This is a genomic window from Steroidobacter sp. (assembly GCF_016790065.1).
Lineage (GTDB): Bacteria > Pseudomonadota > Gammaproteobacteria > Steroidobacterales > Steroidobacteraceae > Steroidobacter.
In genome coordinates, this window is sequence record NZ_JAEUPY010000491.1 from 1 (window position 1) to 12,306 (window position 12,306).

The 12,306-nt window shown below is 61.8% G+C and carries 11 protein-coding genes; 5 read left to right on the plus strand and 6 right to left on the minus strand.

Annotation, left to right across the window (positions count from 1 at the left end):
* From JNL55_RS20410 to JNL55_RS20420, 3 genes are all read left to right on the plus strand, one after another.
* Window positions 1-1,430 (plus strand): APC family permease (locus tag JNL55_RS20410; protein WP_293858024.1); only part of this gene is annotated, 1,430 nt, incomplete at its 5' end.
* Between the two features lie 33 nt (window positions 1,431-1,463).
* A complete protein-coding gene (locus JNL55_RS20415; RefSeq protein ID WP_293858027.1) occupies window positions 1,464-2,357 on the plus strand; it encodes a 3-keto-5-aminohexanoate cleavage protein in 894 nt (297 codons plus the stop codon).
* A 115-nt stretch (window positions 2,358-2,472) separates the two neighbouring features.
* Window positions 2,473-3,915 carry a serine hydrolase domain-containing protein gene (locus tag JNL55_RS20420; protein ID WP_293858030.1) on the plus strand — a complete coding sequence of 481 codons (1,443 nt, stop codon included), beginning with the start codon at window positions 2,473-2,475 and terminating at the stop codon, window positions 3,913-3,915.
* A 12-nt stretch (window positions 3,916-3,927) separates the two neighbouring features.
* Here JNL55_RS20420 and JNL55_RS20425 read toward each other — a convergent pair whose 3' ends face one another.
* The 3 genes from JNL55_RS20425 to JNL55_RS20435 are packed head-to-tail and all read right to left on the minus strand — an operon-like array spanning window position 3,928 to window position 6,492.
* Complete coding sequence (locus JNL55_RS20425) at window positions 3,928-4,884, minus strand: ChaN family lipoprotein (RefSeq protein ID WP_293858033.1); 957 nt, start codon at window positions 4,882-4,884, stop codon at window positions 3,928-3,930.
* A 26-nt stretch (window positions 4,885-4,910) separates the two neighbouring features.
* Window positions 4,911-5,918 (minus strand): FecR family protein, encoded by a 1,008-nt coding sequence (locus JNL55_RS20430; protein WP_293858036.1) that lies wholly within the window; start codon window positions 5,916-5,918, stop codon window positions 4,911-4,913.
* A complete protein-coding gene (locus tag JNL55_RS20435; protein WP_293858039.1) occupies window positions 5,911-6,492 on the minus strand; it encodes an RNA polymerase sigma factor in 582 nt (193 codons plus the stop codon). The genes JNL55_RS20430 and JNL55_RS20435 overlap by 8 nt, the downstream gene beginning before the upstream one ends.
* A gap of 165 nt (window positions 6,493-6,657) precedes the next feature.
* On the opposite strand from JNL55_RS20435, the gene JNL55_RS20440 reads away from it, so the two are divergent.
* The gene (locus JNL55_RS20440; RefSeq protein ID WP_293858042.1) at window positions 6,658-9,720 is read left to right on the plus strand and encodes a TonB-dependent receptor; all 3,063 of its coding nucleotides are present in this window, start codon (window positions 6,658-6,660) and stop codon (window positions 9,718-9,720) included.
* A 63-nt stretch (window positions 9,721-9,783) separates the two neighbouring features.
* On the opposite strand, the gene JNL55_RS20445 is transcribed toward JNL55_RS20440, so the two are convergent.
* From JNL55_RS20445 to JNL55_RS20455, 3 genes are read right to left on the minus strand one after another with little or no spacing between them, the layout of a single operon-like run.
* Window positions 9,784-9,981 carry a tetratricopeptide repeat protein gene (locus tag JNL55_RS20445; protein WP_293858045.1) on the minus strand — a complete coding sequence of 66 codons (198 nt, stop codon included), beginning with the start codon at window positions 9,979-9,981 and terminating at the stop codon, window positions 9,784-9,786.
* 33 nt (window positions 9,982-10,014) lie between these two features.
* Window positions 10,015-11,262, minus strand: a complete 1,248-nt coding sequence (locus tag JNL55_RS20450; RefSeq protein ID WP_293858048.1) for a type II toxin-antitoxin system HipA family toxin — start codon at window positions 11,260-11,262, stop codon at window positions 10,015-10,017.
* On the minus strand, window positions 11,255-11,593 hold the full coding sequence (locus tag JNL55_RS20455) for a helix-turn-helix domain-containing protein (RefSeq protein ID WP_293858051.1): 339 nt from the start codon (window positions 11,591-11,593) through the stop codon (window positions 11,255-11,257). Before JNL55_RS20455 ends, JNL55_RS20450 begins: the two co-directional genes overlap by 8 nt.
* Window positions 11,594-11,808: 215 nt before the next feature.
* On the opposite strand from JNL55_RS20455, the gene JNL55_RS20460 reads away from it, so the two are divergent.
* Window positions 11,809-12,306, plus strand: a 498-nt coding sequence (locus tag JNL55_RS20460; protein ID WP_293858054.1) for an RNA polymerase sigma factor, incomplete at its 3' end; no start/stop codon positions are given.

Below are 12,306 nucleotides of genomic sequence, written 5' to 3' on the forward strand. Positions count from 1 at the left end.
GGAACTGTGGTTGTATGGCCCGTAATGTCGTCAGCACCGAGGCGGGTGGCGGCCTGCGCCGAACCATAGGGCGATTCCAATACTTCGCACTCGGCTTCGGCACCATCATCGGCTCGGCGTGGGTGGTGGTACTCGGAGAGTGGTTGCAGGCGGCCGGACCGGGCGGCGCAGTGGTCGGGTTCGTGGCGGGCGGCCTCTTCATGTGTCTGATCGCTGCGGTGTACGCGGAGCTGTGTGCTCGCATGCCGGAGGCGGGGGGCGAGTTCGTCTTTGCCTATCGGTTGTTCGGTCCCAAGGTCGGCTTTCTGGTGGGCTGGTTCGTCACGCTCTACTTGATCGCCATTGCCGCCTTCGAGGCCATCGTGCTGCCGTGGCTGTTACAAACATTGTGGCCCGGCTTGCGGCAGGCGCCGCTCTACGAACTGCTCGGTGAAACGGTGACGCTGGATGCCGCACTGATCGGCGTAGCTGGCGTGGCGTTGGTGACGTTTCTCAACTATCGAGATGTGCGTCTGGCGGTGCTGTTCCAGAGCGTCGTGACTTACAGCTTTGCGAGCGTGGCGCTGCTGGTGCTGTCGTTCGGAGCGCTGAGCGGTAGCGCCGATAATCTGCAGCCGTTGTTTGCGGCGGGCAACGGCCAGGCCTGGTGGCTGGGCGCGTTATGGATCTTTGCCAACACGGCCTTCTTTCTAAACGGCTTTCAGGCCATCCCGCAAGCCATCGAAGAGCGCAGCGAAGGCACCTCCACCCGCACCGTGGCGCGAGTCATGATCGGCAGCGTGGTGGCGGGCGCAGTGTTCTATTGCATCGTGGTGATGTTTTCCTCGCTGTCGGCGCACTGGAAGACACTCGCCGGCGCGCCGCTGGCGACGGCTGCGGCGGTTGCCGACGTGGCGCCGGGAAAACTGTTGACCAACGTGCTGCTGCTCGCAGCGGCGTTCTCACTACTGAAGACCTGGAACGCGATTGCCTTCATGGCAGCTCGAATACTGATGGCACAAGCCCGCCAATCGCTGCTGCCCGCGCAACTGGCGCAGATCCATCCTCGTTACGCGACGCCAGCGACGGCAGTGTTGTTTGTCGGCGCGTGCAGCCTGGTCGGATTGTTTCTGGGCCGAGGCGCGGTACTGCCCTTGGTCAACATGGCCTCCATTTGTCTCGCGTTCACTTTCATTCTTGCCTGTGTCGCGCTGTGGAAGTTGCGGGCGCTCGATCGGCAGCGGGCGCAACACTTTCGCCTTCCCGGTGGCCGCGTGACGCTGGTCATCGGCATCGTCGGCGCGTCGGCGATGTCGCTCATTGCGCTGGTCACGCCGTTCATCCAGGGGCGCGCCGTTCCGGTCGAGTGGGTGCTGATCGTCTGCTGGGGATTGCTCGGGTGGTGGGTGATGCCAACCGCGCGGGCGGTGGCTGCAAGCGAAGCGAGTTAAGGGGTCGAGTGTTTCAGGGGTTGAGTGTTTTATATGAGTCGAAAAGTCATTCTTACGTGTGCCGTTACCGGTGAGAACCAGTACAACCGGGAGCACCCGAACTTTCCCATCACGCCGCAACAGATCGCGGATGCAGCTTTCGAAGCGCAGGAGGCGGGCGCGACCGCCGTGCACCTTCACGTTCGCGATCCGCAAACGGGCGCGGGTCGCCGCGATCCGAAGCTGTTTGCCGAGTTGACGGAGAACGTGCGTTCACGCGGGCTGCGCGTGGTGCTCAATCTCACCTGCGGCGGCGGTGCGATGTATGTGCCGTCGGCCGAGAACGATGCCATCGCCGGGCCGGGCACCGATGTGGGGACGGTCGAGAATCGCACGCGTCACATCCGTGAGAACCGGCCGGAGGTGTGTTCGCTCGACGTGACCACACAGAATCAGATGGACGGCGAGCACGAGTACGTTTATTTGCACAGTCAGCGCACGTTGCGCGCGATGGCGACGACCTTTCGTGACCTGGGCGTGAAGCCCGAGCTCGAAGTGTTCGCGCCTGGCGACGTGCTGTTTGCCAATCAGATGATTGCCGAAGGGTTGATTGCACCGCCGCCATTCTTTCAGATGGTGCTGGGCACGCGCTGGGGCTTGCCGGCGGATGTCGAGACCATTTTGTATTTGAAGCGTTTACTGCCGGCAAACGCGATGTGGGCAGCGTTCGGTATCGCACGCATGCAGATGCCGATGGTCGCGCAATCGGTGCTGCTCGGTGGCCATGCACGCGTGGGGTTGGAGGACAATCTCTATCTGAGCCGCGGGGTGTTCGCGACCAACGGCCAACTGGTGGCTCGGGCCAAGCGCATCATCGAAGATCTGGGTCACACGGTGGCCACGCCCGATGAGGCCCGCGAGATGTTGCAACTGGCAAAGCGCTCGTAACAAACCTGAGTCGCGTCGGCCCGGGAGGCTCGGGCCGACCAAATTCATTTCAATTTTTGGCATGGCGTGCGTATTTACGCGTGCTATGAAAAAAATTGCAGCGATTCTTGTTGTCTTGGGCGCTTGGCTGGCGGGTGCTGCGTCGGCGGATTCATTCGACGCAGTACGCCTGCAGATCGAGCAGGCGCGGGTGGAGCAGGGCATCCCCTCGCTGGCCGTGGCGGTGACCCGGCGTGGCAAGATTGTGTGGGAAGAGGGTTTCGGCTGGGCTGATCGCGAGCATCAGGTGCGAGCGACCCAGCACACGATGTACTCGATTGCATCGATCTCCAAACCCATCACTACCACTGCGCTGATGGCCCTGGTGCAGGCGGGCAAGATCGATCTGGAGGGGCCCGTCAACGACTATCTTGGTGCTGCGAAACTGCGGGCCCGCGTCGGCGATGCTCGGGATGCCACGGTTCGTCGAGTGGCCAATCACACCTCCGGCCTGCCGATGCACGTGCAATTCTTCTTTGCAGACGAACCGGAGCGAGCGCCGTCCCGGGACGAAACCATCCTGCGTTACGGTCAGCTGTTGATGCTGCCCGGCGAGCGCCATAACTATTCCAACCTGGGCTACGGTGTGCTCGATGCCGTGATCACTCACGTCTCCGGCATGCCATACGCAGACTTCGTGCGACAGGAAGTCTTTGTCAAACTAGGCATGACGCACAGCTCGGTGGGCATCGAGCCACGGTTGGCGTCGTATCAAGCCATCCGTTACGACACGAGCGGGGCGCCGCTTCCCGATTACGACTTCGATCATCCCGGCGCGTCGGCCGTGTATGCGAGTGCGCACGATCTGGCGCGGTTCGCGATGTTTCATCTGAAGGACCATCTCGCCGATCAGCGAGCCATTCTCAGCGATGCCTCGATCGATGAAATGCAGCGAGCGACGACCAACACCAGCAAATTCGGGCCGGGCTACGGCTATGGCGTCGGTTGGAGCACGCAGGAACGAGCCGATGGCTATCGCGTGGTCATGCATACGGGCTCGATGCCTGGAGTATCCGCGAGTTTGAGTTTCGTGCCGACCGAGGATGTGGCGCTCGTCCTGTTGAGTAATAGCCGCGCGTCCCTGGAACCGATCCGCGAAGCCATCATGAAGAAGCTGTTGCCGCGATGGAATACGCCACCGAAACCGGCGCCACAGCCCCCAATTGCGTTCACTGCCACACCGGAATTGTCAGGTCAGTGGCGCGGCACGCTGCAAACGTATGCTGGCGAGCTGCCGCTGGAGTTGGAGATTCGCCCGGACGGAGATGTTCATTTGCGTCTGGCGCAACAGCCCGCCGTATTGTTGAACGAGGTGTCGTTCAAGGACGGTTTGCTCGTGGGCAAGGCGCAGGGTGACCTCGGCATTGCCGACGCGAACCGGCATCGCTCCTATGCTCTTTATTTCGAGCTGAAGCTGCGAGGCGACGTGCTCAACGGCGCAGTTGCGGCAGTGGACCTCGGACCAAGAACGCTGGCATTGGCGCAATGGGCGGAGGTGCGGCGGGTGAACTCAGAATAAACTCAGAGTGAGTCAGGGAGGCAGCAGTGCCAGTATCGTTCGGACCATCCGCATCTGCTGGTAAGCGGGGTCGGTGATCAGCTCGAGGGACAGTTTCGACTGTGTCATCTCGCCTTGCGGCCCCAGATAGATCACCGCATCGTAGTGCTGTTTTAACGGCAGCGGCGTCGGACGGTTTTGTTCGCTGGCAGCGACGTACGCGCCCAGCGGTGTGCCGTCGAGGAAGATCAAACTCGGCACTGGCCAGGATCGCGCCGCCGGCTCGGCGCTCAGCAAATCATCTGTGACGTTGGTGCTCAGATCGACGGAGAATACTCGCGCCGGATTGTTGGCTTCGAGCAGCGTCAACATTCGAACATCGTCGGAGCGGGAGGCCGCGCGATCGATGTGCCATGAACCGTAGAGCAGCAGCGCCTTGTGACCTTGGTTCACCACCTCCTTGGCAATCAAGTTCGCCGCATAGCTGTCGCGGCTCGCGCGCCACTTCGCAAGGTCATCGCGGGACCGAACCGTGCTCCAATCCATGGGTGGATCGCCGAGCAGTACGCGCAATTTTCGATGCGGTGGCAGGTCCCGGTTGATGGAGCGAATGGCCTCATACGTTTCCTGGTACATGGGCACATCCCAAACGCCATGCGGAATGCCGGTGTCCTGCCAAACTTTCGCGAGGGCATCACGCTCGATCGCTTCACCGGCCACATATTTATCGACGATGGCCTGGTACCGCGCATTGCCGAACTCGACCACGATGGTATCGACGGTGGCGGCGAACGCGGGGTGACGCAACAACGACAGCCTGAACGCATGCGTTTGCAGATTGCCGTGATATTCCCCGAGTGCCACCAGGGCGTGGGTTTGAAACGCATCGAGGATGGCTTGCACCGCCTCGCGTGGCTGAGGCCGGTGAGCAACTTCAGCGACGGCGTTGGTGTGAAACGCAAACAGCGGCAGCGCTGCGAGCGCGGCCACCGTCCGGCGACGAACCCCTCGCCGTATCACTGCTTACGTCGCAGAACGATGCGTTCAGCTTCTTCTTTGGCTTCGAGCCCGAAGGCAGCTTCCAGGCTCGCGACCCAGCCGGCGGCGCTGCCACTGAGCACGGTGCCGGTGAACGGCAATGCGCCGATGTCGGCATCGAGCACGATGGGCTTGAGCGCGTAACGGTTCACGTTGGCCACCACTTCACGCAGCGGTTCCTGACGAAACACCAGTTGGCCCGATTGCCACGCGGTGACCGAGTTCGGATCGACGAGGGCCCCAGTGGATCGCTGACCGGTGGAATCGACCGTGGTTCGCTGGCCCACGGCCAAGTGCAGGGGCGCGCGCTGTTCCGAAGTCGAGCGCAGCCATGCCACAGGATTGGAGGGCGTGTCCGGCGTCACCATGACCTGGCCTTCAACGACGGCGACGTCGACCCGGTCAGTGCCCCGGCGCACGTTGAACTCGGTGCCGACCGCCAGCACCGTGGCCGCCCCGGCATCGACGGAGAACGGCCGACTCGGATCCTTGGCGACGATAAAAAAAGCTTCGCCTTCCAGCAGTCGGATGTTGCGTGAGTTTGGCGCCATCGAAACGGTCAGGCGCGATCCTCCACCCAGCGTTACGCGAGAGCCATCGCTCAGGCGCACCGAACGGTTTTCGCCGATCAGCGTTTCCATGGTCTGGGACGCTGCGCCGGTCCAGGGCAACGGCGCATGGCTGACGAACAGCGCCGACAGGGCGGCAACCGCCGCGAGCGAGGCGGCGATGGCCCAGCTGCGGTAGTTGACGGCTCGATGACGGCGCGGGCGGAGCGTCTCCCAGGAATCGTTCCAGATGGCTTCGATGCGAGCGAAGGCTTCGGCATGCCGGGCATCGGCGCTCATCCAGTGCTGCCACTCCAATGTTTCTTCCAGAGTGATGCCCGGATCCTGTAAACGAGTGAACCAGTCCGAGGCCAGGATATGAATCGGATCGTCCTCGGCTTTGTCGTACCAGCGTGGTGAATGTCCTTGCTCAGTCATCCCTCGACTCCTCGAATTCATCGACACGCGTCCGGCAATGGAGCAGAGCGCGTGACACATAAGCGCGAACCATTCGCTCGGACAGGCTCATGCGCTGAGCGATCGAGGCGAAATCCAACCCGTCCACGCGATTCAGTAAAAAAGCTTCCCGGCACTTCGGCGGCAGGGCCGCGATCAGGCGTTCCAGCCGCTGTGCGGTTTGCGCCGAGGACGCCTGGCGCTCGGGCGTGCGGACATCCGGTAGATTGTCGAAGAACAGCGGCCAGTCCGCGGACGACACATACTTACGCTCGCGCCGCTGCCGATCCGTTGCCAGGTTGGCAGCGGTTCGGAACAGTAGGGACTGAAGGTGGCTGGCGGTGCCGATCGGCCGGTCGAGCCGGAGCAGCCTGACATAAGCTTCCTGCGCCACTTCGCGGGCCGCATGGCTGGAGCGCAGGCGTACCAATAGAAAGCGGACCAGCGCCTCGTTGTGCTCGCGAAACAGGCGCTCGACCAGCGCGGCGCGGCCGCGATTTTCGTCATCGTCGTCGGGCGGCATGGCGGGGCCGTGCTGGGGACGTTCTGCTGGCATAGGTCATATACGAAGCAAGGGCCATTTTTTGCAATCTTTTTTCTGTTTTTTTTGGCCGAGTCCGAGCCCGAGCAGATTGACTTCAATTTTTCCAAGTCGCTGCGTATTAGAAGCTCCAACAAAGCAGACCCGGCACAACGGGTCATTGGGGAGACCTTGACTACGATGCGCAGACACGCCGCTACTGGCCTGCTGATGACCGTGCTTGCCCTACAACCGGGCATCGCCAGCGCGGACTTGTCGCAAACACTCAGTTTCGACATCGAACCGCAGCAGCTGCAGGAGGCACTGATCAAGTATTCGGCGCTCACCGGCGTGCAGATCACCAGCGATTCGAGAATCGTGACCGGCAAGGCGTGTGGAGGCGTCAACGGTCAACTGGCGGCGCGCAGTGCGCTCGATCGCCTGCTGGCGGGCACCGGATTGACGTTCGATATCGTCAACGACAACACCGTCGTCATTCGGGCCTTGGGCCACGAGAGCACGAGCGGTGCGCAGACCCCGGACTCGGCTGAGGCCGATGAGCGACTGGTCCGAGGTATTCCAGAGATTGTGGTCAGTGGCTCGAAGCTGCTCAACGTCGACGTGGTGCGTACTCAGAACGATCCGCAGGCGTACTTCATCCTGGACAGCAAGCGCATCGAGCGCTCGGGGGCGACCAGCGTCGAGGAGTTCCTCAAGAAAACGCTCTCGATGAACACCACGGCGCTGACCAACAGCCAGAGCTCGCCCAATTTCGTCGGCACGCTGGGTAGCGTGAACCTGCGCGGCGTGGGCTCGGGTCAAACCTTGATCCTGGTCAACGGCCGGCGAGTGGCCGGTGCGGGCTTGATCTTGAGCGTGAACTATCCGCCGGATCTCAACAGCATCCCGCCGGCGGCGATCGAGCGTATGGAGGTGCTGCCATCCTCGTCCACCGGCATCTACGGTGGTTCCGCCGTCGGTGGTGTCGTCAACATCGTGTTGAAGCAGAACTATGACGGCGGCAGCGTCAGCACCACGTACGGAAATTCGTTCGACGGCGTGGCGCGCACTCGCGCGGTCGATGCGGCGTATGGCTTCTCGTTGGAAGAGGGCCGGACCAACGTGCTGGTCGCAGCTCACTATTCAGATAGCGAGATGCCGCTGGTGGGCGATCGGCAGGAAATCTGGCAACGAGGGTTGTACAAGGCGTACACCAATTCGCCGAGTTACATCGTGCGAGGCAACTCGCCGTTCTATTTCGGCACGACACCGAACATTGCGTCGGCGACCGGCGGCAATCTGGTGCTGAAGGATGCGTACGGCGGCTACAACCTGGGCTCGACGATGACGCATATCGCGAGCGGCACGTCGGCGGCGACGTCTGCCACCCAGCTCGGGTTGGGGCTGCTCGCTAATGCCGGCTCGTACAACCTCACGGCGCCGGCGACCTCGCAACCTTACACGGGCCGATTGAATCAAGTGGGCACGGGCCCCGAGAGTCGGGCGGTGTTGGCGACGCTGCGGCGTCAGATGACGGATTCGCTGGAACTGTTCGCCGAGTTCTCCGACACCAGCAATAAGGCCTCCGACCCCACGATTCCGGTCAGCATCTATCGGGTGGCGGCGAGTTCGCCGACCAATCCATTCAATCAGGACGTGTTGGTGACCTTTCCAAGTACGTTTCATCGCGAGTTCGATACACAGAACGACACGCGACGCGCCACCGTCGGTTTCATCGGTCGACTGCCGGGTAACTGGCAAGTGCAGGGCGACTATGTGTGGAGTCGCAACCAGCTGTCGTATCAAGGCTGGATATTTCCGAGCACCGTCCAGAGCGATCTGCTGAACGGCGTGTTGAACCCGTTCGTCGATACGCTCGCCAATCCATTGGCGCTCGATGCCTATGCGGGCACGTATGGTCGACACTCGACTGCCACCATGAAGAACGCCGCGGTGCGTGTCGCAGGTCCGCTGTTCTCGCTGCCGGCGGGCGAGGTGACTGCGACCATCGGCGCCGAGCATCGGCAAGAAAACTTGGAGGCCGGAATGTATCGCGTGAACTATCCGACCTATTCCCAATTCAATTCGCTCTTGCCCGATCCGCCCGAGTCTCAGCGCATCAAGAGCCTCTATGTGGAAGCGTCGGTGCCGTTGATCTCGCCTCGACAAAATGTTCCTGGCGTTCGCGAACTGCTGCTGCAGATGGCGGGGCGCTACGAAGATCATCAGGTGAATGTCACCAGTTTCCCGACGGTATCGACGGGTGTGCCGCAGACGTACTCGGAAACAAAGTTCTCCGCGACCAAACCGATGTTCGCGGTGCTGTACCGGCCTATCGATAGCACCACGCTGCGCGCCAGCTATAGCACCTCGTTCCTGCCGCCGCCGTACTCGAGTCTGGTGCCGGCGTATCCGGCGTTCGGCAACACAGCGACCGTGAGCGATCCGAAACGTGGCAGTGCGTTGACCAGCAGTATTCCTTACCAGGTCGGTGGCGATCCGAATCTAAAGCCGCAGGAGTCGGATGACTTGAGCGTGGGGCTGGTGATCGAACCCAGCGCATTGCCGGGCTTTCGCGCCAGCCTCGATTGGTATTGGTTGAAGCTGACCCAGGTGGCGGTGACGCCGACCAGCCAGCAGATCGTCGATCTCGAAGACCGCTTCCCGGGACGCGTCACTCGTGCCGCAACGGCCGCGAATGATCCGTACGGTGTCGGTCAGATCATCGGCATCGATACTTCGACCATCGCCGCTGCCGAAGCGCGTACCTCGGGCGTGAGCGGTACGCTCAGTTATCAACTCGATACGCAGCGTCTCGGCACCTTCGGCTTCTCTGCGGGCGCGACGCGAATCACCAGCTTCGATCGTCAGCTCACGCTCACTGGAGCGATGCAGAACATTCTGAACCAAGTCGCGTTCGGCGGTCCGCTGGAGTGGCGTGGCAACGTGGGTTTGAACTGGGGCTATGGTGCGCTCAAGGCGAGTTGGGATACGACCTACTACGGCTCCTATCGGCAATACGACATCGGCGGCACCCAGTTGTATGTCAACGCGCAGGGCTCGAGTCGTGTCAGCAGCCAGATGTATCACGACCTGACGGTGGGCTATGACTTTCCCACCAACACCGGTGTGAAGTTCGGGGTGAAGAACGTCTTCAACACACTGCCTCCGTTCGATGCGTACTACGCTACGATGGGCTACTACAGCCCGTTCGGCGATCCGCGACTGCGCAGCTTCTGGCTGCAGGCGTCGCAATCGTTCTAAATCATCGAGGCGCGGGTGCCGCGGGATCGCAATCCGCAGCACCCTGCTCGAGCCGACAGAGGCTCAGCGCTTACTGGCCTCGGCGATCCGTTGCAGGTTCTGGCGGTAGATGGCCACCGGATCGATGTAGGGATTGTCGTCTTCAACCTGAATCTGCAGGACCTGCTCGTAGGCGCGGCGTGCTTCTTCCAGACGGTTGAGTTGCACCAGTGTGTTGCCCAACAGGGAATGAACATCGGCCCGCCACGGGAAGTCACGCACGTTACGTCGACGCAGCGTAGTCTTTGCGCTCCTCTACAGAGCGAGTCCCCGCCGCAGATCCTCATGCTCGAACGCACTGGCCATGCGGGTGATCTCCGCCGAGCGGGCGCCGACTGATCTGGCGACATCACGCCAAGTCGCGGTCACGGTCGCGACCTCTTTGATGATTGCGCGGGCTTGCGCCAGCGTGAGTGCGAAAAACGCCGAGGATTGCTCCAGTAAGTCGAGCGAGCAGGTGCCTTCGTCGAGGTCGATATTGGTGGTCAGCACCCGTGCCTTCAAATCTGTTGGCATCGGATTGAGGTCGTAAGCGGGTGACAATGACCAGCCGGCGTGGCCGAGCCAGAGGAAACCGTGATTGCGCAGGTGGTCATCGACATTTGAGATCAGCACACTGAAGACAACACGTCGGTACAACTCGTGGGCATCTGTCTTGGCCTGCGCGCCAAACTGTGCCAGCGCGTCCACGATCTCGGGATAACTGCCACGCTCGCCATCGTGCGCGCCCAGCATCGCCATAGCGGACAGAAATGGAATGCGAATTGCGCCATCGCGATCGAAGCGTTGGGACAGCAGGACTGCTTTGCCGCCGACTTCGATGAGCGCGTGTCGAGAGGTGGCGATGCCTGCTTGGCCGGCCAGCCGAAGTGCGACTTCCTCCCAGGTTTCCATGCTGTAGTCGTCGGTCTCTTTTGGGAACTTGGCGATGGAGAGGTGACCCTGCGAGTCGATGACGGAGGCTTTCGGTCGAGCGCCGCCGAGCGACGAACCCGGTGCGAAGATGAGTTGCAAATCTTCTTCGGTGTCTTCGTCCCGCAGAATGCGTTCGGTGATCTGGAGCAGTCGGCCAAGATCGATGAGTGCCGGCACACCCGTGCGCAGCGGCGCTTGGAATATTTGTTCGCCCACCCGACGAAAGCGCAGCGCGCCGAGGCGCGTTTCATCGCACACACCTAGCAGGTAATCGCTTTCCGTGAGCGTGCGAACCGCACGACGGTCGCGTTCGGAGACTCTGCGCTCAGCACGTTGCATCAGGCGGCGGCCCCAGGTGTCCGGCGCTGAATCGCCGATCGAACCGAATGTGGCGAGGCCGGCCGAAGGAGCGAATGTGCCGCGGGTCAGTGCAAGCGCAGGTTCGAGCGAAAAGCGATCTGGGGCGGCGAGCCACGTGTCGTCATATTCGAAAAGAAGAGTTTCCGTTCCACGGGCGCGATTCCTCCGCGCGCGGCCGATGACACGCGTGCGCCCGTTCAGATCGATATGAACTTCCAAGTCAGCCATTGCGGGATGCTCCGGTGGAGCGGCGCTTCAGGTGGACACGCTTGGGCAGATCGGCGCTGGCGAGGGCTTGTCCAACGCGGTCGTTGCTGATGTCGGCCAGGTGGCTCAGTCCATCGAGCAGGCCGAGTGCCTGAAGCACGCCGGCGTAGATGCCGATGCTCACCACAGAGTCGCCGGCCTCGATTCTTTGCAGCGTCGAGCGGGAGGTAAAGGCGCGTTCGGCCACGATCGCCATCGGCAGCCGCCGCCGCCGCCGGGCATCTTGAATGTCCGAACCGAGCTTGCGAAGGGCGCGGCGGACCGCGGCAGGTGGGTGATGCGGGGTGGGCATTTGTCACCTTCAGACTACAAATAACCTAAATATGTAGCACGAAGATTACATTATTTCGTACCACGGTGCTGGCCGGTCGCACCTCGTGCAGCGATGCTGCGTGGTGTTATGTAACTGGCTGATTCAATTGATTTTTCTGGGCTATCCAGGGGAGGTGGCGAGAAATTTCGCCCGGTTCGGTATCAAACCGGGTTCGGCGCTACTCTCTATTTACTGTGGAAGGAAAGCAGTTACTGATCACCCGCCTGGTCGCTAGCCATGGGCAGCGGCTGCGCCGTTTCCTGCTCGGGCGCCTGAGGACTGCCTCGGACGTGCCGGATGTGGCGCAGGACGTGTATCTGCACCTGCTGCGGGTGTCCGACCACGAGGCGATTCGCTCGCCCGAGGCGTATCTTTTTACGGTCGCCCAGCACGTGGCGCTTCAGCATTCCATGCGTCAGGCGCGTGCGCCGGTGTCGGTGGAAATCGATGAGGCGTTGGGCGAGCCGGGTACGGCCCAAGACCCCGAAATGCAAGTCGATGCCGAACAGTGCGTCGAGGAGTTGCAGCGGGCCCTCGATCAATTGAATCCTACGGCGCGCGCGGTGTTCATGCTCCACCGACGCGACGGACTCTCGATGAAACAGATTGCCGAACGATTGGGCATCTCTCATGCCATGACCAAGAAACACATCGTCGTGGCGCTCACTCAATTCCGGCAGCACTTCGGCAAA